The following is a 20,871-nucleotide window of genomic DNA, read 5'->3' on the forward strand; positions in this document are numbered from 1 at the left end:
CTGTCACAACCTCCGCCCGTAGGGCGGACGGACGGCGCCCGGTGGCGCGGCGCCGCTAGGCGGCGCGGGCGGTGAAGGGCGGCACGAGGGCCACCGGGGCGTCGGTCGCGGCGGGCGCGACGGGGGCCGGGCCGAACCGCGCCCGGGCGCGGTAGTCCGACGGGGCGAGCCCGTGGTGGCGGCGGAAGGCCTTGGCGAACTGCGCCGGCTGGCGGTAGCCGACGCGGTGGGAGATCTCGCGCACGGTGAGCGTGCGGCCCTCGAGCATCTCGGCCGCGCGGCGCATGCGCACCGCGGTGAGGTGGTCGCGGAAGGTCGTGTCGCCGATCTCGGCGTAGGCGCGCTGGAGCTGGCGGCGGGACGACGCCACGCGGCGGGCGATGTCGTCGAGGGCGAGATCCTGGCCGAACTCGGCCTCGACGATGGCGCAGGCCTCGTCGAAGAGGCTCGTGCGGTGGCGGACGGTGGCGGGACGCTGCATCGGTGGTTCCTACGCCGACTTCGCAGCACCGGATCCCACACCCTGCGACGCCGTTCGTACCTGGCGCGTCGACGCTCTCGACCTGGCGGTACGCTCGCTTGCAAGAAACAGCACAAGCTCCCAGGGGGTGCAGATGCAGGTCCGAGAGGGCATGAGCACGGTGGTCCTGACCGTGGGGCCGGGGCACACGCTGCGCGCCGCCGCCCGCCTGATGGCCGAGCGGTCGGTCGGCGCGGCCGTCGTCCACGACCCCGACGCCGCCGGCCCGGGCATCGTCACCGAGCGGGACGTCCTGCGCGCGATCGGCGCCGGGAAGGACCCCGACACCGAGCTCGTCGGCGACCACCTGACGTCCGACATCGTCTACGCCGCGCCCGACTGGTCGCTGGAGGACGCGGCCCGCGCGATGGTCCAGGGCGGCTTCCGCCACCTGATCGTGCTCGACGGCGGCGACATCACCGGCGTGCTGTCGGTCCGCGACGTCGTGCGCGTCTGGACGACCGACGGGGCGACCTGCGACGTCCCGGCGGTGGGCGCCGGCGCCTGAGCGACCGCCGGGGCGACCTGCGACGCCCCGGTGGTCGGCGCCGACGCAGGCCCCGTCGCCCGTGCGGTGCTCCACCGGGCGACGGGGCGAGGGCCGGGGCGCTCAGCGCTGCTTGGCCGCGATGCGGACCGTGCGGCTCCCGACCGTCACGTCCACCCGGTAGGCGCCGCGCCGCACGCGCGGGGAGACCGCCACGCGGGTGCCACGGCGCGCGATCCGCCGCACCACCGCGTCGCCCCGACGCACCCGGACCGTCACGCGCGCCGGCCTGCCCGTCGCGCGCTCGACGACGATCCGCGGGCGCGCCGACCCGCGGCCCTCGCGCACGGTCACCGTCGTCGACCCCAGGTCGGCGGTGTGCACGCGCACCGCGGAGCGGTCCGCCTCGAGGTCACGGGCGCAGAACGGCGGGCTGATCCAGCGCTTGGCGCTGAACTCCTTCGTCTGGTCGCTCGTGCGCTCGGACCGGGGGTTGGTCGACAGCCCGTAGGTCAGGAACGTGCGCAGCTCCGGGCAGCCCGGCTTCAGGTGCACGGCCTGCATGAACGACGAGCCGTGCACGACCTCGGTGTAGCCCTTCTTCGGGTCCCAGACCGGCGTGATGACGTTGAAGAGGCCGCTGGGGCTCGGGCCGCCCTGGATCGGGATGACCTCGCCGCGGCGGGTCACCGTCTGCCCCTGGCGCAGCGTCGCGTCCAGCGGCAGCCCGGCGCCGCCGAGGTCGTTCACCGCCTGCAGCAGCGACGTCTGGACCAGCGGGTTGAGGACGTTCAGGCCCGCCGGGGTGTTGACGGGATCGCCGGCGTCGAACGCGCCCGCGAACGGGCCGGCCGGACCGGGGAGGGGGATCGGCGTGGCGCCGGTCAGCCGCGTCACGAACCGCTGCCACAGCACCGCGCCCTTGGAGTCCAGGTCGTTGCGCATGTCCCACGCCCGCAGCACCCGGCACGCCTCGCTGCCGCAGCCGGCGACGAGGTCGTCGCGCCACAGCTCCGCCGAGTACACCCGGTTGGCGAGCCCGACGGTCATGAGGTTCTGCAGGTCGAAGCCCGTGCCCTCGAGCCCGTCGGTCCCGGCGAGGCGCTGCTGGAGCTGCGTGATGCCGATCCGCGTGCGCAGCGTCCGTGCGGTGCGCTCGTCCCCGATGATCCGGCTGAAGCCCTCCAGCGGCTGCTCCGGGTTGGTCAGCCAGTAGGAGTCGTTCATGTTCGAGACGTGGTCCTCCCGGCGCAGCGTCGGCAGGTCCTTGGGGCCGAGGATGCCCGGCGCGATCGCCTCCGGATCGGTGGCGGGGCGGCAGGCGCCACGGGAGCCGTCGAGCACCGGCAGGCGCTGCAGCTGGTCCAGCGCCAGGCCGAGCACCGTGTTGCAGGCCGTGTACTTCTCGCGGCTGATGTTCGGGATCGAGCCGACGTCGGCGTAGTAGGCGTTGCCGGCCGTGTCGGCGGCGATCGTGTTGACCCACGGGATCCCGAGGTACTTCTTCAGGATGCCGTCGACCTGGTCCACGGTCTGCGCGTGGTTCATGTCGAAGAAGTGGTTCATGAGCCGGCCGAAGTTCTCCTCGTTGCCGTCGTACAGCGCGTACGCGGTCGCCGGCGTCCACGGGAAGACCGGGAGGCCGAGGATCGAGGTGAGGATCGGGCCGTGCTCGGAGGACCACAGGGTCCGCGTCCGCGGCTCGAGCGACCCGTCGGCGCGCCGGACCTGCACGGTCACGCGGTCGGCCCGCATGCGCTTGACCTTCCCGTCCTCGACGTAGGAGGTCAGCGACCCCGGCACGAGCGTCAGCTGGTACGGGACGAACCGGCGCGCCGTCGACACCGTGTGGCTCCAGGCCATGCCCTTCGTCGTGCCGATGAGGACGATCGGGACGCCGAGCAGCGACCCGCCGGTCACGTCGACCTTCCCCGGGATCGTGAGGTGCGCCTGGTAGAAGCGCTCCGGGCCCTGCCAGGGGAAGTGGGGGTTGCCGTAGAGCAGGCCGTGCCCGTCGCGGGAGCCCTTGCGGCCGATCGCGTAGGCGTTCGAGCCCAGGCCGCCGAGCCGGCGGTCGAGCTCCCCCGGGGGCGATGCCGCGCGCGGTGGCCTGCGCGTCGACCGGCCCGGTGACCGGGCGGGCCGCGGCGATGCCGTCGATCGCGACCCCCGACGAGGCGAGGATCGCCAGCGAGTGGAAGCGGCGGAACACGTCCATCGTGGTGATCGGCCGCACCCACTCCTCGCCGCGGCAGGTGGGATCGTCGACGCCGTCGCGGCCACCGATCTCGCGCAGGTGCGCGTTGTAGCCCGCGACGTAGCCCTCGATCGCCCGCCGGATCTCCGGCTTCATGCCCACCGGCGGCTCCTGCGCCACGAGCCGCTCGACCGTCCCGCGGTCCTTGATCCGCTGGTAGAAGAGGTCGGAGTTCAGGTTGTTGGCGGTCGAGCCGTTGCCGCGGATCGGGTAGCCCTTGTCGGGGCCGAACCAGCGCGAGCGCTCCCCGTTGACGGTGACGTAGGACTCCGCGAGCGTGCAGAGGGTGTCCTGCGCCAGCGCGGTCGCGTAGCCGTAGCCCAGCGACGCGTAGTCCTTCGCCTTGATGTGCGGGATGCCGAACGCGGTGCGCGCGACGGTGACGTCGTAGCGGGGGGGCGGCCGCGGCGGCGGCGGGGGACAGGAGCGCCGCGCCGGCGAGCGCGGCGACGATCGGACGGAACATGGTGCGAGCCTATGCGAACGGCGACGTTCATGTGGGACTGTCGCGCGGGGGCCCGGAACGACCGAGGGCGCCCGTGACGGGCGCCCTCGGCGAGACGACTGGTGCTGACGGTGGCGCTAGTGGTGGCCGAGGTCCGCCGGGAACGACTCGATCTCCTTGCGGGTGTCCTGGATCCAGCGGACGATCACCGCGACGGACAGGATCACGCCGAACGCGCAGACGTACCAGCTGAAGGTGATGCCCAGCAGGGCGAGCGTCGTGCCGATCGTGAGCAGCAGGGGCTGCAGGCTGCCACCGGGAAGGTGGATCTCCTCGCCGACGGGCGGGACGTTCTGCTCGTTCTCGCTCATGCGACGTAGATGTAGGCGGCGACGAAGGTCATACCGAACATGAAGAACACGACGGCGGTGGTGATGAGCCCCGACCGGACGTTCTTGCGTGCGAGCTTGCGATCCATAGGTTCCTGGAAATCTAGTGGGTGTCTCAGATCTTCGCGTCCGCGACCATCGCGGCGAAGAGCAGGGCCAGGTAGGCGAGGGAGAAGAGGTACAGCTTCAGCGCGGACTGCCGGTCGGCCCGGCGGTACAGCCGCACCGCGCCGGCGATGAACAGACCGCCGAGCACCAGCGAGGACACGAGGTAGATCGCGCCCATCCCGCCCGCGCAGAACGGGAGCTGGGTCACGGCGTACAGCAGGACCGTGTAGAGCAGGATCTGCTTGCGCGTCTCCTGCTCGCCGCGGACCGTGGGCAGCATCGGCACGCCGACCTTGGCGTACTCCTCCTTCATGAGGATGCTGAGCGCCCAGAAGTGGGGTGGGGTCCAGAAGAAGACGATCGCGAAGAGGTAGATCGCGGTGCCGCTGAGCGACCCCTCGACCGCGGCCCAGCCGACGAGCGGCGGGACGGCACCGGCCGCACCGCCGATGACGATGTTCTGCGGCGTGCGGCGCTTGAGCCACACCGTGTAGACGAACACGTAGCCGAGGAAGCCCGAGAACGACAGGCTCGCGGCGAGCACGTTGATCGTCAGCGACATCAGGACGAACGACGCGGCCGCGAGCGAGCAGCCGTAGATCAGCGCGGCGCGCGGGCTGACACGACCGGACGGGATCGGCCGGTCGGCGGTCCGCGCCATCGCGAGGTCGATGTCGCGGTCGTACCAGTGGTTGACCGCGCCCGCGCCGCCGGCGGCGAGGTAGCCGCCCAGGCAGGTCAGCAGGATCAGCCCGACCGACGGCGACCCGGCGACGAGCATCGTCGTGACCGTCGTCAGCAGCAGCAGCGACTGGACCTTCGGCTTCGTCAGCTCGAGGTAGTCCGACAGCAGCTGGCGCGCGGCGCTGGGAGCAGCGGCCGCGGCCGGGACGGTCGTGGCACGGGTCGAGGCCATGGGTGGGCGAGCCTACCGGGACGGGCAGGGACGCGCGGGGAGCTGAGCGCCCCGCGACGGTCCTACGCGGTGGCGGGCGCCTCGGCGTCGACGACCGGCGCCTTCTCGGTCTGCTGGCGCAGGACCTGCCGGCGGATGTCCTTCATCGGCTCGACCGAGCGGATGCGCGGCACGGAGTCGAAGTTGTTCACCGGCGGCGGCGAGGTCGTGTACCACTCGAGCGTGTTGCCCTTCCACGGGTCGGGCCCGGAGACCGCGCCCTTCTTCAGCGAGATCACGACGTTGATGATCGTCACGAGCACGCCGAGGGCGAGGATGAAGGAGCCGATCGTGGAGATCAGGTTGTACAGCTCGAGGTTTCCGACGTCCGGGTACTCGTAGACGCGACGGGGCATGCCGTCGAGGCCGATCGAGTGCTGGATGAGGAAGGTGACGTGGAAGCCGATGAGCATCAGCCAGAAGCTGAGCTTGCCCAGGCCCTCGCCGAGCATCCGGCCCGTCATCTTCGGGAACCAGTAGTAGATGCCGGCGAAGATCGACAGGACCGCGCCGCCGACCAGCACGTAGTGCAGGTGGGCCACGACGAAGTACGTGTCGGTCAGCTGCCAGTCGACCGGGAAGATCGCCAGGAAGATGCCGGTGATGCCGCCGATGAGGAACGTGAAGAGGAAGCCGATCGCGAACAGCATCGCGACCGTGAACTCGATCGTGCCGCGCCAGAGCGTGGCGATCCAGTTGAACATCTTCACGCCGGTCGGGACGGCGATCAGGAACGAGCTGAGCATGAAGAAGACGAGGACGATCGTCGGGCTCGGCGTCGAGAACATGTGGTGCGCCCAGACCAGGAGGCCGAGGAACGCGATGACGACGGTCGACGCGGCGATCGCCTTGTAGCCGAAGATCGGCTTGCGGCTGAACACCGGCAGGATCTCGGAGATGATCCCGAAGCCCGGCAGCACCATGATGTAGACCTCGGGGTGACCGAAGAACCAGAACAGGTGCTGCCACAGCAGCGGCGAGCCGCCCTGGGACGCGTCGTAGAAGTGGGTGCCGAAGTGGCGATCGGTCAGCAGCAGCGTGACCGCACCCGCGATGACCGGCAGCGCGAGGATCAGCAGGATCGCGTAGACGAGGATCGCCCAGCAGAACAGCGGCATGCGACCCCAGCCCATGCCGGGCGCGCGCATGTTCGCGATCGTCGCGTAGAAGTTGATCGCACCGACGAGCGAGCTGATGCCCGTGAGGTGGATCAGGAAGATCCAGGCGTCGACGCCTCCGGACGGCAGGTACGTGTCGTCCGACAGCGGCGAGTAGCAGGTCCAACCGCACTCCGGCGGGGGAGAAGAAGATCGACGCGTAGAAGACGACGCCACCGGCGGTGAGCATCCAGAACGACAGCGCGTTGAGCTTCGGGAACGCCATGTCCCGGGCCCCGATCATGAGCGGCACGAAGTAGTTGCCGAAGCCGGCCATGATCGGCACGACGAACAGGAAGATCATCGTCGTCCCGTGCATCGTGAACAGCTGGTTGTAGACCTCCGGGGAGAGGAGGGTGTTGTCCGCCTGCGAGAGCTGCAGGCGGATCATGAGCGCCTCGACGCCGCCCAGGATGAAGAAGACGAACGTCGAGACCAGGTACATGATCCCGATCTTCTTGTGGTCCGTCGTGGTGACCCACGACGTCCAGCCCGTGTTCGGCTTCTCGACGCCGTGGGCGACGATCTGCGGGACGGCAGCGGTGGTGTTCGTGGCAGTGGCAGTGGCCATAAGAGCTGAGGGTCCTCGAGGGGTCAGGGCATCTCGGTGGTGGAGGCGCCCGAGCCGGCGGCGGCGCTGTCACCGGACAGCTCGCTCTCGACCTGGCGGCGCTTGACCTGGGCGGCCTTGTTGGCGTCCTGGATCGCGGTGGTCTGCTGGGCGATCCACCGCTCGTACTCGGCGGGCGGCACGGCGCGGACGCGGGCCGTCATGTTGGCGTGGTTGCGGCCGCAGAGCTCGGCGCACTGGCCCGTGTACACGCCGGGCTTGCTGATCTTGAACCAGGTGTGGTTCGTGTAGCCCGGGACGGCGTCGAACTTGCCGCCGAGGGCCGGGATCCACCACGAGTGCGCGACGTCCTGTGCGCGGATGTCGAGCGTCACCGTGGTGTCGGTGGGGACGACCATCTCCTCGTAGGCGAAGGGGTCGTTCAGCGGGTTGCCGTCGTTGTCGCCGTTGTAGGTGTAGCGCCACACGTACTGCTGGCCGTTGACCTCGATGTTGAGGCTCTTGCCGTTCGGGGGCAGGCGCTTGGTGACGCTGGCGGTCTGGACGCCGTCGGCGAGCGGGAGGCCGTTGGGCCCGGAGTTCTCCGGGTTGCGGATGTCCCCGAGCTGGACGAACGTCAGCACGGCGAGGACGACGAGGATCGCCGCGGCGCCGGCGGTCCAGCCGATCTCCAGGCGCGTGTTGCCGTGGATCTGCGCGGCGACCGCGCCCTTGCGGGCCCGGTACTTGTAGATCGAGTAGAACAGCGCGCCCTCGACGACGACGAAGATGATGACGGCGATGACGAGGACGAACTTGTAGAGATCGTCGATCTTGTCGGCGTTCGGAGAGCCACCGTCCTCCGGCGTGAGGAGGTCGGCGGAGGCGGTCCCCGAGAGGACCAGCGTCAGGCCGAAGATGGCGAGCAGCGCCAGGACGAGCGTCCGGCGGCGGGTGGAGATCAGGTTCATGGCACTCACGGCGGCGGGGATATTAGTTGGTGATCGGCCGGATCGAGTCCTGCCTGGCGCCCTAGCGACCCGAGAAGGCGGGCGGGCGCTTCTGCGCGAAGGACATGCCACCCTCGATGAAGTCGGCCGTATCGGCCATCTCCTGCTGGATGTCGGCCTCCAGGGCCAGCTGCGCGGTGAGGCTGTGCATCGCGTGCGCGTTGAGCTGGCGCTTGGTCCCGGCGTAGGACCGGGTCGGCCCGGTGGCGAGGCGCTCCAGGAGCTTCTCGGCCTCGGGCATGAAGCTCGCGTCGTCGTGGACGCGGTTGACGAGGCCCCACTCCAGGGCCTGCGCGGCGGGGACCTTCTCCCCGAGCATCGCCATCTCGGCGGCGCGGGCGGCGCCGATGCGCGCCGGGACGAAGAGGGAGGAGCCGCCGTCGGGCACGAGCCCGATGTTGACGAACGCGAGCAGGAAGTAGGCGCTCTCGTGCGCCACGACGAGGTCGCCGGCGAGCGCGATGCCCAGCCCGACCCCGACGCAGGGCCCGTTGACGGCGCTGACGACCGGCTTGGGCATCGAGCGCAGCGTCTCGATGATCGGGTGGTAGCGGTCGTGCAGCGTCTTGCGGAGGTCCGGCCGGCCGTTCTCGGTCACCGGCACCGGGTCCTCGGTGTCCTGGAAGGACATGAGGTCGGCTCCGGAGGAGAACGCGCGCCCCGCCCCGGTGAGCATCACCGCGCGGATCTCGTCGTCCTGCGCGGCGGCCGTCAGCTCCTGCTGGAGCTCCCGCGCCAGCGCGCCGTTGAAGGCGTTCAGGGCCTCCGGCCGGTTGAGCTCGATCTTCAGCGCGGAGCCGTTGCGGTAGGTCCGCACCGTCGGGGTCTCCTGCGCGAGCACGTAGTCGCTCATGGGCGCGCATCCTATGGACCGTAGGATCGCCGTGTGTCGCGCCCCGTCATCGGCATCACGTCCTCGGTCGAGCCCATCCGCTACGGCGCCTGGAACGAGCCCGCCGCGTTCAACCCGTCCGTCTACCACGAGGCCGTGCAGCGCGGTGGCGGGCACGCGCTGATGCTCGTGCCCGACCCCGCCTACCGCGACGATCCCGACGAGGTGCTCGACCTCCTCGACGGCTTGCTGCTCACCGGCGGCACCGACGTCGACCCCGCGTCCTACGGGGCGCAGCGCGACCCGGCGGTCACCGTCACCACGCCGGAGCGCGACGCCTACGAGCTCGCGCTCGCCCGCCGGGCGCTGGAGCGCGACCTGCCGCTGCTGGGGATCTGCCGCGGCATGCAGGTGCTCAACGTGGCGCGTGGAGGCTCGCTCGTGCAGCACCTCCCCGACGTGCTCGGCACCGAGGAGCACCGGCGGACCGTCGGCGCGTGGGCGGGCAACGAGCACGAGGTCGCGCTCGAGCCCGGCTCGGCGGCGGCGCGGCTGGCGGGGGAGACCGTGCACCGGACCTTCTCGCACCACCACCAGGCGGTCGACGCGCTCGGCGCCGGCCTCGTCGTCAGCGGTCGGGCGCCGTTCGACGGCCTCGTCGAGGCGATCGAGGACCCGGGGCGCCGGCTCGCGGTTGGGGTGCAGTGGCACCCCGAGGTCGATCCCGGGAGCCCGGTCGTCGCCGCGTTCGTGCGCGAGGTCGCCGCGCTGCGCGACGCGCAGGCGGCCGTCAGGCCGCGACCGCCGCGGCGCTGACGCCCTGCCGGGCGCGGTGCACGAGCGCCTTCGAGGCCCCGGGGGTCACGCCGAGGCTCGCCGCGACGTGGACGTGCGAGTGGCCCTCCAGCTCGTGGCGCACGAGCGCCAGCCGCTGGCGCTCGGGCAGCGCCCGGACGTGGGCGACCACCTCGCGGACCGCCTCGCGCCGCGCCAGCACGTCGTGGGGGTCGCCGCTGCGGTCGGACAGCAGCGCCCCGAGGTCGTCGAGGCCGACGGTCGAGCGGTTCGTGCGGCTGCGCAGCCGGTCCAGGCAGGCGTTGCGGACGATCGTGTAGAGCCACGCCTTCAGCGTGATCTCCCGGTCCGGGTCGGCGCGCAGGGCGCGCAGCGCGCGGACGAACGCGTCCTGGACGCACTCCTCGGCGTCGTGGTGCGCGCCCCCGAGCAGGTTGCGGGCGTAGCCCAGTAGCGCGTGGGCGTAGCGGGCGTGGATCGCCTCGAACGCGCCGTGGGCGCCGTCGCGCACGGCGGCGACGAGCTCCTCGTCGGTGGCGGTGCGGGCGGTGGTGGGGTGCAGCAGCAGGGTGGTCACGGTGGTCGTCCTTCGTCGCGTCGGGTGGTGGAAGCAGCTTCCGCCCGCACGCCCTCCCGTCCCAGGCACCCCGGGGTCACACCTCCCACCCCCGGGGTGGCGGGATCCCACACCCAGGTGTGGAGGTGGCCGGACGCTGTGCGACCCTTGCCGCATGCCCGATCGCTCGCCGCTCGCCGCGCACGCCGCCTCGCCGGCCGAGCTCCGCGCGCGGATCGACGCGGAGCGGCTCGGGCGCCCGTTCCTCGTGCTGCGCGACGGCGAGGGCGCGCAGACGCTCGTCGAGCTCGACGGCGCGCGGGAGCGGCTCAGCCTCGGCCGCGGCACGACCTGCGACGTCGCCCTGGGCTGGGACGACGAGGTGAGCCGCCTGCACGCCGAGCTCGAGCTGATCGCCGGCGAGTGGACGATCAGCGACGACGGCCTCTCGCGCAACGGCACCTACGTCAACCAGCAGCGGATCAGCGGCCGGTACCGGCTGCGCGACGGCGACGTCGTGCGGGTCGGCCGCACGCTGCTGGCCTACCGGCGGCCGGAGCTGGAGGAGTCCCGGCCGACCCAGGTCGCCAGCGACGGCGCGGCGCCCGCCGAGCTGTCGGCGACCCAGCGCCAGGTCCTGCTCGCGCTCGCGCGCCCGTACAAGCACGACGAGTTCGCCGTCCCGGCCACCAACCAGGAGATCGCCGACGCGCTGCACCTCAGCGTCGACGCGGTCAAGGCGCACCTGCGCGGCCTGTTCCAGCGGTTCGGGATCGAGCACCTGCCGCAGAACCAGAAGCGCTCCCGGCTCGTGGCCGAGGCGCTGCAGCGCGGCGTCATCGCCGTCCGCGACCTCTGACGGTCAGGGCACGCGGATCTCGGCGACCGTGCCGTCCTGCGGCGACACGACCCAGACGCGGTCCCCGCGGGCCGAGAGCGCGGCGGGCCGTCGCCCCACCCCGTCGATCGGCTCGCCGACGACCTCGCTGCTGCGCGGGTCGATCCGCGTGACGGTGTCGTCGAGCTCGTTGGTCACCCAGACGCCCCCCGCCCCGTAGGCGACGCCCCGCGGCGCGGTGCCCACGCGGACGCGGTCGCGGTCGGTGGCGTCGTCGACCGCGATCCGCGTCACCGAGCCCTCGGCGCTGTTGGCGACCCAGACGCTGCCGCCGCCCACGGCGACGCCGCGCGGCATCCGGCCCGTGGAGGACCGCCGCTGCGCGCCCGTGCGCGCGTCGATGCGGGTGACGGTCTCGCTGCCGCGGCCGGTGACCCAGACCGCGCCCGCGCCGACGTCGAGGTCCTGGACCCCGCCGCGCACGGCGATCGACTGCTGCGTGCCGCTGGAGGGGTCGATCTTCACGACGGTCTCGACCATGTCCGGCGAGACCGGGGCGCTGCCGCGGATGCCGACCCAGACGGCGCCCTCGCCGGTCCGCACGCGCACCGGCTCCCCGGCGGGCAGCCGCACGGTCGCCGCGCCGGTCCGCACGCCGCTGCGGTCGCTCAGCTGGATCAGCGAGTTCGTGCCGTTCTTGACGACCCAGATCCGCCCGAGGCCCGCCGCGACGCTCTGCGCGCCCGGGCCGATCTCGGGCTGGCGGTCGCCGCGGCGGTCGCGGTCGCCGTCGACGAGGCTCATGCGGCGGTCGGGGTTGCTGACGATCCACACCAGCCCGCGCGGCCCGGCGGCCACGTCGTTGGGCCGCGAGCCCGCGCTGAGCGTCGCCGTCACCCGCGCGACCCGCGGTCGGTCCGTGGTCGTCGTGGTGGACCCGGTCGTCGCGGTCCGCGGCGTGGTCGGCTCGTCGCCGTCGCCGAGCAGCAGCGCGGCGCCGATCCCGCCCGCCGCCAGCAGCACGGCCGCGGCCGCGGCGATCGCGACGGGGCGACGGGCGCCGCCCGCGCGCCCGCCGGTCGCGGTCGGGCCGGCGGCGGTCGGACCCGTGGGCGTCACCTGGTCGGTGGCCGGGGTGGGAGGACCGCCGGGGACGCGATCGGTGGCCGGGGTGCCGGTCCGGGTCGCGTCCGGGTCGGTCGCGGGGGCCGGCGGCTGCGGGGCGGCGGTGGGCCGGTCGTCGCGCCCCTGCGGCGCGGCCGCCCCGGTCGCCACGACGCGGCCGGCGGCGGCGGCGAGGTCCGCGCGGCCGTCGGCGGCGGCGAGGGCCGCCCGCCCGAGGTCGCCCGCGGAGGGGAAGCGCTCGGCCGGGTCCTTCGCCAGCGCGCGGGCGACCACCGCGTCGAACGCGGGGGAGAGGCCCTCGACCACCAGCGGTGGCGGGTCGTCGTGCAGGTGCGCCCACATCGTCGCCTCGTCGGAGTCCCGCCGGTACGGCGCCTCGCCGCTGAGGGCGTGGTGCAGCACGCATCCCAGCGCGTACACGTCGGTGCGGGCGTCGACGCGCTCGCCGCGGATCTGCTCGGGCGCGACGTAGCCGAGCGTGCCGACCCAGCCGCCCGGCCGGGTCTGGCCGCCGGCGGAGTCCACGCGCTTGGTCAGGCCGAAGTCGGTCAGGTACGCGTGGTCGCCCTCCCCGAGCAGGACGTTGGCGGGCTTGACGTCCCGGTGCACGACGCCGCGCGTGTGGGCGGCGTCGAGCGCCGCGCCGACCTGGCGGACGATCTGGGCGGCCCGCGGCCCGCTGAGCGGGCCCTCCCGCCGCACGAGCGTCCGCAGGTCGTCGCCCTGCACGAACCGCATCGCCAGGTACAGGACGCCGTCCTCCTCGCCCGCGGAGAACACGGGGATGACGTTCGGGTGGTCCAGCGACGCCGCCACGCGGGACTCGCGGATGAACCGCTCGCGGAACGACGGGTCCTCCGCCAGCGAGGGCGCGATGAGCTTCAGCGCGACGGTGCGGTCGAGGTCCAGCTGGCGCGCGCGGTAGACGACGCCCATGCCGCCGCGCCCGGCGACCCCGAGGATCTCGTGGCCCGCGAAGAGCGTCCCGTGTGGCAGTTCGGTGGGCGTCACGCGCCCGTTCTACCCCAGGAGCCCGTCGTCACGCAGCCACGCCTCGGTCCGGCGCATGCCCTCGGCCAGGTCGACGCGGGGCTCCCAGCCGAGCAGGTCGCGCGCCGCCGTGTTCGGGTACGCGCCCCGGCGCGTGATGTACGTGAGCGCCTGGCGGGTGACGTCCGGGGTGCCGCCCGTCCGGCGCGCGACGGTCTCGAACGCCAGCGCGGCGGCGCGCAGCAGCGGCGCCGGGAGGGTCCGCACCGGGCCCTGGCCGAGCATCCGCGCGTAGTGGCCGAAGAACTCGCGCGCGGTGACCGGGGAGCCGTCGTGGGCCGTGACCGCGCGGCCGCCCGCGTCCGGGTGGCGCAGCGCGAGGACGACGCAGTCCACGAGATCGTCGACGTAGACCGGGGTCAGGATGCCGCCGCCGTCGCCGGGCAGCACGAAGCGCCCGGCGCGCAGCATCCGCACGGGCCGGCTCGTCCACGGCTCGGAGTGCGGGCCGTAGACGTCCCCGGGACGGACGACCGCGGCCCCGCGCCCGAGCGCGAGCAGGTGCGAGGCCGTCTTCGTGTCCACGTAGGGCGCGCCGCACACGCGGGCAGGCGCGTCCTCGGAGGCGAGGTCGCCCCGGAACTCGTAGCCCCACGTCGCCACCGACGACAGGTGCACCACGCGGCGCACGCCCGCCGCCTGCGCGGCGTCCAGCACGGTGCGCGTGCCGCCGACGTTCACGCGCACGAAGTCCGCCATCGCGCCCCAGTCCGACACGAGCGCCGCCGTGTGGATCACGCCGTCGGCGCCCTCCACCGCGGCGGCGACGCCGGCCGGGTCGGTGACGTCGGCCGCCCGGAACGTCGCCCCGGTCGCCTGCACGCGGTCCGCGACGGCGGGGGAGCGGTCCAGGCCCACCACCTCGTCGCCGTCGGCCACCAGCCGACGGCACAGGGCCGCGCCGATGAACCCGCCCGCGCCCGTGACCACGATGCGCCGACCCTCTGCGCCCTCGCGCGTCCCGTCGTCCATGGCCGAACCTATACTGGCCGCGCCGTGCGCGTGTCGAGCGCCATCAAGGCGGCAGCCTGGGGAGCGGTGGTCGCCGGAGTCGCGGCGCCGCTCGTCCGTCGCAGGCTGCGCCTGCCCCCGCCGGTCGTCACCGCGACGGCCGCGGCCGCCCCCGTGGCGGTCTGCGTCGCGCTGCCCCGCAGCCGGGGTCGCGACGTCGCCACCTGCGTGCTGCAGATGTGGGCGTACATCGCGACCTACGAGATGCCCGCCGACGACCCCGAGCGCCAGGCGCAGCGGGTGCGGATCGACTACCCGGTGCGGATCGACCGCGTCATCGGCCTGGGCGAGCTGCCCGGCGTGCGCCTCCAGCGGGCGCTGGGGCGGGAGGGCGTCGTGCGTCCGGCCGAGCAGGCGCTCGTCTGGACCCACTGGCTGTGGTTCCTCGTCCCCCACGGAACGGTCGCCTATCTCTTGGTGCGACACCCCGAGCGGTTCCCGGCCGGGGCGGCGAGGATGTACGGCGTGTTCGACCTCGGCCTGATCGGCTACTGGGCGATCCCCACCGCACCGCCGTGGTACGCGGCGCAGGAGGGTCGCGCGCCCGCGATGCGGCGCATGATGGTCGAGCACGGCGAGGAGTTCTGGAAGGACGGGTGGGGGCCGCTGTACGGTTTCCTCGGAGGAAATCCGCTGGCCGCCATGCCGTCCCTGCACTTCGCCACATCCGTGATGGCCGCCCGGCTCCTGGCGGAGACCGGCCGGGTCGCGGGCACGGTCGGCTGGACCTACGCGCTGACCCTGGGGTTCGGCCTGGTCTACCTCGGGGAGCATTACGTCGTGGATCTCCTCGCGGGCCTGGGGCTGGCGGAGGGCGTGCGGCGCGTCGGCCCGCGCGCCGGACCTGCGCTGCGCGCGTTCTCGCGCGGGGTGCAGCGGCTGGAGGCCGCCGCCCACCCATGAGCCAGGGCGAGCAGCCACCGGTCGGCGACGTGCCGCCGGCCCCGGACCTGCCGCCCGCGGCGCCCGACCCGGTCGTCCCCGAGCCCCCGGCGCCGACGGCCGCCGCCGCCCCACCCGCGCCGCCGCACGTCCCGGCGGCCGGCCCGGTCCGGCCCGCGCGGACCCAGCCGCAGCTCGGCGGCATGGGCGTCAAGGACGCGCCGCGCGTCGCGGCCGAGCTCGCCGGCGAGGCCCTGTCGACCGCCGAGCTCGACGACGACCACCTCGACGAGGAGATGCCGCGGGTCCAGTTCGACCGGCGCTCCCTGATCCTCGGGGTCGTCTTCATCCTCGGGGCCGTCGCGTTCTTCTACTTCGTGCTGCCGCAGCTCAGCGGCCTGGAGGACACCTGGAACCGGCTCGGCGACGGCGATCCGTGGTGGCTGGCGCTCGCGTTCGCGTTCAGCGTCCTGTCGTTCGCCGGGTACGTCGGGCTGTTCCAGGGCGTCTACGTCACGGGCGAGGCACGGCACCGCATCGGCTACCGCGAGAGCTACCAGATCACCATGGCCGGGCTGGCGGCCACGCGGCTGTTCGCGGCGGGCGGCGCCGGCGGGATCGCGCTGACCGCCTGGGCGCTGCGACGTAGCGGCATGTCACGGCGCGACGTGGCGGACCGCTCGATCGCGTTCCTCGTGCTCACCTACGCCGTGTACATGGCGGCGCTCGTGCTCTGCGGCTACGGGCTGCGCTGGAACCTCCTGGAGGGTCCGGCGCCGTTCGGGGTCACCGTGATCCCGGCGGTCTTCGGGCTCGCGGTGATCACGATCGCGCTGCTGATGACGTTCGTCCCGGCGGACGTCGAGCGGCGGTTCGAGCGCTGGGCGGGCGGTTCGGGCCGGCTGTCGCGGGTCGCCGTGCGGCTGTCGACGGTGCCCGCGGCGATCTCCTCCGGCGTGCGCATCGCGCTGCGGCACATCGGGCGCCGGGACCCGGCGCTCGTCGGCGTCATCGCCTACTGGGGCTTCAACATCGCGATCCTGTGGGCGTGCTTCCACGCCTTCGGGGAGGCGCCGCCGTGGGCGGTCATCGTGATGGCGTACTTCGTCGGGATGCTCGGCAACCTGCTGCCGCTGCCCGGCGGTGTCGGCGGGGTGGACGGCGGGATGATCGGGGCGTTCGTCGCCTTCGGCGTCGGCGGGTCGCTGGCGCTCGTCGCCGTGCTCGCCTACCGCGTGTTCGCGTTCTGGCTGCCGACGATCCCCGGGATCGTCGCCTACTTCCAGCTGCGGCGAACGGTCGCCGGCTGGCGCGAGCAGCGAGCCGATGGCGCGCCGGCGCTCGACGGGGCGCAGACGGCGTGAGCGGCGTCCGGACCGCTGGACCGGTCCGGTACTATACAAAGTGAAGTGACCTCGGAAAGCGGACGGAGCACCATGGCGGACATCGAGAACGTGATCATCATCGGCAGCGGCCCGGCGGGCTACACCGCGGCGCTCTACACGGCGCGCGCGAACCTCGAGCCGCTCGTCATCGAGGGGTTCGCCTGGGGCGGCCTGCTGCAGCAGACCACCGAGGTCGAGAACTACCCCGGCTTCCGCGACGGCATCGACGGCCCCGCGCTGATGCAGACGATGCGCGACCAGGCCGAGCGGTTCGGCACCCGGTTCGTGACCGATCTCGCCGAGGAGGTCCGGTTCGCGCAGGAGCCCGGCGGCATCCACGTCGTGAAGGTCGGCGACGACGAGCACCGCGCGCGCACCGTCATCCTCGCGATGGGCGCGGAGCACAAGAAGCTCGGCGTCCCGGGGGGAGGAGGAGCTCTCCGGCCAGGGGATCTCCTACTGCGCCACCTGCGACGCCGCGTTCTTCCGCGACAAGCCGATCGTGATCGTCGGCGGTGGCGACTCCGCGATGGAGGAGGCGATGTTCCTCGCGAAGTTCGGCTCGAAGGTCACCGTCGTGCACCGGCGTGACGAGTTCCGCGCCTCGAAGATCATGCTCGACCGCGCCCGCCAGATCGAGAACATCGAGTGGCGCACGCCGTACCACGTCGACGCGTTCCTCGAGGGGGACGGACCGTTCGAGCGGATCGCGCGGCTCAAGCACGCCGAGACCGGCGAGATCGAGGAGCTCCCGATGGGCGGCGCGTTCATCGCGATCGGCCACGAGCCCCAGTCCGAGCTCGTCCGCGGGCAGATCGACGTCGACGACGAGGGCTACGTGAAGGTCGAGGGCCGCTCGACCCGCACGAACCGGCCGGGCGTGTTCGGCGCCGGCGACCTCGTCGACCACACCTACCGGCAGGCGATCACCGCGGCCGGCAGCGGCTGCCAGGCGGCGCTGGACGCCGAGTGGTACCTCCGCGACACCCCGCAGGTCGAGACGCCCGCCGCGCTCGCGCAGGCCGGGGACGACCTCGCCGAGGCACAGTGGAGCGCTCCCGCCCAGTGAGGAAGTAGGGTCGGTCGGGCGTGAGCCCGACCACCCGGACCGATCTGCCCACCCGACCGCTGGAGGCGGTCGACGACGCCTGGGCGACCTGGCCGCGCGGGGACCGTCCCGCCGCGCTGCGGGCCGCCGCGACGGAGGTTCGGGCGCGGCTGACCGCGGCCGCCCCGGTCGCCGCCGTGCGGACGCTCGACCTCGTGGTCGAGCCGCTCCCCGCCGGCACGGTGATCCCCGGCGTGCGGCGCGCACCGGTGCGCACCGTGCCCGTCGTGCACCGGCTCGTCGTCGTGCGGTTCACCGACCTGGCCGGCGCCGATCGCGTGCTCGTCTGGGACCCGCGGGTGCCCGACTCGCCCGCCGCCGACGGCGCGACGCTGCCCGCCGCCCTCACCCGTCCGGACACCGTCACCAGCGCGCTGCACCTCCTGGGCCTGACGCCGGAGGACGTCGACGTCTGCGGCATCGGCCACCTCCACGGCCAGGACCCACGGCTGCTGCTGGGCACCGAGGTGCCGATCGGCACCGACCGTGCCGTCCGGGCGCCGCTGCTGCCGCGCGCCGAGGTGCTCGTCGCGCGCGCGGAGACCGACACGCTGCGCGCTCCGCACCCCTCGCAGCGGCCGCGCTACGCCGGCGCGATGCACGGCGTGCGCACCGACCTCCTGCGCGAGACGGAGGGCTCGCTGCTGCTCGGCGAGGGCGTCGCGGTCCTGCAGACGCCCGGCCACACGGCCGGGCACCGCTCGCTCGCGCTCGCCACCCGCGAGGGCGTCTGGGTCGTCTCCGGCAACGGCCACGTCGCGGACGCCTGGCACCCGCACCTGTCGCGCTCGCCCGGCCTGCGCGAGCGCGTCGAGGCGACCGGCCAGGAGGTGCTCGTCGGGGCCGACGCGGAGAGCGCGCTGGACCAGCACGACAGCATGGTGCTCGAGCGTGCCGTCGCCGACGCCCACCGCACCGACCCGCGGTGGCGGACCGTGCTCCCGGTCGCCGAGCTCGTGCCCGCGCCGCGCGCGTGGTCGCTGCGCGGCGCGTTCCTGCTCGGCGGCGTCAACGCCGGCGTGCTGCGCCCCGCCTAGGCGCTCACCGGGCGACCCAGCGGGTCGCGCGCCAGCCGGGCCACGACGCGGACCTCGAGGTCACGGGCCGCGTCGGCCCCGCAGGTGGCCCGGACGCGGTCGGCGAGCGCGCCCGGGTCCGGCGTGGCGTCCGCGGCGGCCTGCACCAGCAGCGCGTCCGCGGTGGCGACCGCTGCGGCGACGGCCGGGTCGCCGAGGGCGGCGTCCTGCGCCCGCAGCGGCCCCACGGGACGGCCGTCGTCGTCGGTCCAGCCGTCCCAGCGACGGCCGAGGACCACGAGCCGCCCGTCCTCGTCCCGGAGCCCGAGGTCGCCGCTCGTCGCGTCGGCGGGGCCCGCGCGGAGCGGTGAGCGGGCGTCGATCCGGCCGACCGTCCCGCGGCCGACCGCGGTGCCGTCCGGCCCGCGCACGGTCACCTCGACGCCCTGCAGCGGGAGGCCCGCGGTGCCCGGGTCGGCCGTGAGCGCCTCGCGGTGCAGCAGGGCGACGGGGCCGAGCTCCGCGGTCGCGTAGAGGGGGGCGACCGACTCCTCGCCGAGCAGATCGGCCGCGGCGAGCCGGTGGGGGAGCGGCAGGTGGTCCCCGGCGACGAGCAGCGCGTCGAGCGCCGTGGTGTCGGCCGCCTCGAGCGTCGCGGCCGGGAGCGCGAGGATCGCCGCGAGGTCGGCGGGCGTCAGCACGGCGGTCCCGGGCTCGTGGGTCCCGAGGGCGTCGAGCCAGTCCTGCGGGCGCCCCGACGGCACGATCGTCAGCTCGCCGCCCGCGAGCGCGGCGACGTTCGCGTGCAGCAGCGTGGCCGGAAGCCAGGGCGCGGCGGCGAGCAGGTGGCCGCGGCCCTGCCGGTGCCCCGCCCGCACGAGCAGGTCCCCGGCGACGGTGGCCAGGGCAGTCGCGTCGGTGTGGGTGTCGTCGCGCTCCAGCAGCCGGGTCGGCATGCCCGCGGTGGCGAGCACCGTCCGCGGGGCGGTGCGGAAGCCGCTGAGCGGCCGCGTCCCCGCGGGGGCGCCGGCGACGAGCGCGGGGAGGTCCTCCTCGAGCGTGAGGGCGCCGGTGGGCGGCCCGTCGCCGGCCGCGGCGAAGACCACCGCCGGGTCGGCGGGCGCGGGGTCGGCACCCGGCGGCAGCAGGACCGGCACCGCGCCGAGCTTCGCGAGCGCGAGGACGAGGTCGAGCAGCTCCAGCCGCGGGCGCGCGAGCAGGATCGCGACGCGGGCTCCGTGGCCGACCCCGTGACGGTCGGCGAGCACGGCGGCGAGGGCGCCCGCCTGCTCGTCCCACGCCGCGCGGGTGCGGGTGCGGCCCGAGCCGTGCTCGCGCAGGACGACCTGGTCGGGGGCGGCGGCCGCGAGGGCCTCGAGGGTGCCGGGGCGCGGCTGGGCCATGGCCGGGACGCTACCCGGGGCGCCGCCGTGGCGCGGGCCGGCCGCGGGGCGCCGCCGTCAGCGCCGCGGGCCGGGGCGGGACGTGCCCGCGGCGGCGCCGAGCGGACCGCCGACGCCCGTGCGGACGATCGGCACGACGGTCGGATAGGTGAACTGGTGCGTGGGTGTGGCGTCCATGGAAGGCCCCCGAGGACGGAGCTCGGGCGCCCCGTGGCGCCCGCCGATGCTCCGGAGTACGGCACGACGGGCGCCGTTCCTCCCTGCGGCGCGGTGCGATTGCGCAGCTTCCGCCCGAAAGGCGGTGCAGTTCGGGCCGGACGGCGGTCCGTCGTAGCGTCGTGCGCGTCAATGGACCCAGACGTGCGGTAGGCCGGGCAGGGACGACCGACACGCTCGACCCGACCATCGCCGTCAGACCAGACCGGGAGGCCTGGATGAGCTTCGCTCTCGTCGTCATCGCCCTGCTGATCATCGTGCCGTTCGTCCTGCTCGTCGTCGACCTCGGACGCCGGGGAGGCAGCCCGACCGACCGGTCGGTCGGCGCCGCCGGCACGCCGCGCGACCGCACCGGGCAGGGCCAGGGGATGGTCCACCGCCCGCGCTCCTGAGCGCCGCTCACCCCGGCAGCCGCGGGGGCAGCGCGCCCTCGACGCCGAGCAGCAGCTCCTTGCGCTCCGTGCCGCCCGTGTAGCCGCCCAGGCCGCCCGCGGCCAGGACGCGGTGGCACGGGACGACGATCGGGATCGGGTTCTGACCCAGGGCGTTCCCGGTCGCCCGGGCCGCCTTCGGGTTGCCGGCCGCCGCGGCGACCCGCCCGTAGGTCGAGGTCTGCCCGAACGGGATCGCCGCCGTGGCCCGCAGCACCCGGCGACCGAACGCGACCACGAGCGTCCAGTCCAGCGGGACCGCGAACGCGGTCCGGTGGCCGTCGAAGTACTCCTCCAGCTCGCGGCGCAGCGGATCGAGACGGGCCGGCGCCGCGAGCACCCGGG

At 74.1% G+C, this 20,871-nt stretch carries 19 protein-coding genes and 3 pseudogenes; 8 read left to right on the plus strand and 14 right to left on the minus strand.

Annotated elements, in window-relative coordinates:
* Positions 1-55: 55 nt before the first annotated feature.
* The gene (locus GKE82_RS23105; RefSeq protein ID WP_154734899.1) at positions 56-481 is read right to left on the minus strand and encodes a helix-turn-helix transcriptional regulator; all 426 of its coding nucleotides are present in this window, start codon (positions 479-481) and stop codon (positions 56-58) included.
* Positions 482-614: 133 nt separating this feature from the next.
* Here GKE82_RS23105 and GKE82_RS23110 point away from each other — a divergent pair, with 133 nt between their 5' ends.
* Complete coding sequence (locus GKE82_RS23110; protein WP_107570383.1) at positions 615-1,028, plus strand: cyclic nucleotide-binding/CBS domain-containing protein; 414 nt, start codon at positions 615-617, stop codon at positions 1,026-1,028.
* A 102-nt stretch (positions 1,029-1,130) separates the two neighbouring features.
* On the opposite strand, the gene GKE82_RS23115 is transcribed toward GKE82_RS23110, so the two are convergent.
* From GKE82_RS23115 to GKE82_RS23145, 8 genes and pseudogenes are all read right to left on the minus strand, one after another.
* The gene (locus GKE82_RS23115) at positions 1,131-3,290 is read right to left on the minus strand and encodes a penicillin acylase family protein (RefSeq protein ID WP_154734900.1); all 2,160 of its coding nucleotides are present in this window, start codon (positions 3,288-3,290) and stop codon (positions 1,131-1,133) included.
* Between the two features lie 10 nt (positions 3,291-3,300).
* Positions 3,301-3,639, minus strand: a pseudogene (locus GKE82_RS31680) (penicillin acylase family protein); the annotation flags it as partial.
* A gap of 207 nt (positions 3,640-3,846) precedes the next feature.
* Positions 3,847-4,080, minus strand: a complete 234-nt coding sequence (locus GKE82_RS23125; protein WP_107570060.1) for a hypothetical protein — start codon at positions 4,078-4,080, stop codon at positions 3,847-3,849.
* A gap of 133 nt (positions 4,081-4,213) precedes the next feature.
* Positions 4,214-5,122 carry a heme o synthase gene (locus GKE82_RS23130; RefSeq protein ID WP_107570059.1) on the minus strand — a complete coding sequence of 303 codons (909 nt, stop codon included), beginning with the start codon at positions 5,120-5,122 and terminating at the stop codon, positions 4,214-4,216.
* 62 nt (positions 5,123-5,184) lie between these two features.
* Positions 5,185-6,495 (minus strand): cbb3-type cytochrome c oxidase subunit I, encoded by a 1,311-nt coding sequence (locus GKE82_RS23135; protein WP_309233781.1) that lies wholly within the window; start codon positions 6,493-6,495, stop codon positions 5,185-5,187.
* A 28-nt stretch (positions 6,496-6,523) separates the two neighbouring features.
* Positions 6,524-6,889: pseudogene (locus GKE82_RS30205) on the minus strand (cbb3-type cytochrome c oxidase subunit I); the annotation flags it as partial.
* A 23-nt stretch (positions 6,890-6,912) separates the two neighbouring features.
* A complete protein-coding gene (gene coxB, locus GKE82_RS23140; RefSeq protein WP_107570057.1) occupies positions 6,913-7,839 on the minus strand; it encodes a cytochrome c oxidase subunit II in 927 nt (308 codons plus the stop codon).
* Positions 7,840-7,900: 61 nt separating this feature from the next.
* Entirely contained in the window at positions 7,901-8,731 is an 831-nt protein-coding gene (locus GKE82_RS23145; RefSeq protein ID WP_154734901.1) for an enoyl-CoA hydratase-related protein, read from the minus strand.
* Positions 8,732-8,764: 33 nt separating this feature from the next.
* Between GKE82_RS23145 and GKE82_RS23150 the strand changes: the two genes are divergently transcribed.
* Positions 8,765-9,526: a gamma-glutamyl-gamma-aminobutyrate hydrolase family protein gene (locus GKE82_RS23150; RefSeq protein ID WP_309233782.1), complete on the plus strand. Its 762-nt coding sequence runs from the start codon at positions 8,765-8,767 to the stop codon at positions 9,524-9,526.
* Here the strand turns inward: GKE82_RS23150 and GKE82_RS23155 are convergent.
* Positions 9,501-10,082, minus strand: coding sequence for an RNA polymerase sigma factor (locus tag GKE82_RS23155; RefSeq protein WP_196189389.1), 582 nt, complete (start codon positions 10,080-10,082; stop codon positions 9,501-9,503). The two genes, GKE82_RS23150 and GKE82_RS23155, sit on opposite strands and share 26 nt — an antisense overlap.
* Before the next feature lie 154 nt (positions 10,083-10,236).
* Between GKE82_RS23155 and GKE82_RS23160 the strand changes: the two genes are divergently transcribed.
* Positions 10,237-10,920, plus strand: coding sequence for an FHA domain-containing protein (locus GKE82_RS23160; RefSeq protein WP_154734903.1), 684 nt, complete (start codon positions 10,237-10,239; stop codon positions 10,918-10,920).
* Positions 10,921-10,923: 3 nt separating this feature from the next.
* Here GKE82_RS23160 and GKE82_RS29305 read toward each other — a convergent pair whose 3' ends face one another.
* On the minus strand, positions 10,924-13,035 hold the full coding sequence (locus tag GKE82_RS29305) for a protein kinase (protein ID WP_309233783.1): 2,112 nt from the start codon (positions 13,033-13,035) through the stop codon (positions 10,924-10,926).
* A 9-nt stretch (positions 13,036-13,044) separates the two neighbouring features.
* Positions 13,045-14,046 carry an NAD(P)-dependent oxidoreductase gene (locus tag GKE82_RS23170; RefSeq protein WP_154734904.1) on the minus strand — a complete coding sequence of 334 codons (1,002 nt, stop codon included), beginning with the start codon at positions 14,044-14,046 and terminating at the stop codon, positions 13,045-13,047.
* Between the two features lie 24 nt (positions 14,047-14,070).
* Here GKE82_RS23170 and GKE82_RS23175 point away from each other — a divergent pair, with 24 nt between their 5' ends.
* The 4 genes and pseudogenes from GKE82_RS23175 to GKE82_RS23190 all read left to right on the plus strand — a co-directional run bounded on the left by GKE82_RS23175 (position 14,071) and on the right by GKE82_RS23190 (position 18,497).
* Entirely contained in the window at positions 14,071-14,988 is a 918-nt protein-coding gene (locus GKE82_RS23175) for a phosphatase PAP2 family protein (protein ID WP_309233784.1), read from the plus strand.
* A complete protein-coding gene (locus GKE82_RS23180) occupies positions 14,985-16,331 on the plus strand; it encodes a lysylphosphatidylglycerol synthase transmembrane domain-containing protein (RefSeq protein WP_107570049.1) in 1,347 nt (448 codons plus the stop codon). The genes GKE82_RS23175 and GKE82_RS23180 overlap by 4 nt, the downstream gene beginning before the upstream one ends.
* Positions 16,332-16,403: 72 nt before the next feature.
* A pseudogene (gene trxB, locus GKE82_RS31685) lies at positions 16,404-17,421 on the plus strand (thioredoxin-disulfide reductase).
* A 20-nt stretch (positions 17,422-17,441) separates the two neighbouring features.
* Positions 17,442-18,497, plus strand: a complete 1,056-nt coding sequence (locus GKE82_RS23190; protein WP_154734905.1) for a hypothetical protein — start codon at positions 17,442-17,444, stop codon at positions 18,495-18,497.
* Here GKE82_RS23190 and GKE82_RS23195 read toward each other — a convergent pair.
* Entirely contained in the window at positions 18,494-19,879 is a 1,386-nt protein-coding gene (locus GKE82_RS23195) for an AMP-binding protein (RefSeq protein ID WP_154734906.1), read from the minus strand. The genes GKE82_RS23190 and GKE82_RS23195 overlap by 4 nt on opposite strands.
* A gap of 434 nt (positions 19,880-20,313) precedes the next feature.
* Between GKE82_RS23195 and GKE82_RS23200 the strand changes: the two genes are divergently transcribed.
* Positions 20,314-20,487, plus strand: coding sequence for a hypothetical protein (locus tag GKE82_RS23200; protein ID WP_154734907.1), 174 nt, complete (start codon positions 20,314-20,316; stop codon positions 20,485-20,487).
* Between the two features lie 7 nt (positions 20,488-20,494).
* Here GKE82_RS23200 and GKE82_RS23205 read toward each other — a convergent pair.
* A partial coding sequence (locus GKE82_RS23205; RefSeq protein ID WP_154734908.1) for a methylated-DNA--[protein]-cysteine S-methyltransferase occupies positions 20,495-20,871 on the minus strand: 377 nt, incomplete at its 5' end.

Source organism: Conexibacter sp. W3-3-2 (assembly GCF_009707605.1).
GTDB classification, from domain to species: domain Bacteria; phylum Actinomycetota; class Thermoleophilia; order Solirubrobacterales; family Solirubrobacteraceae; genus Paraconexibacter; species Paraconexibacter algicola.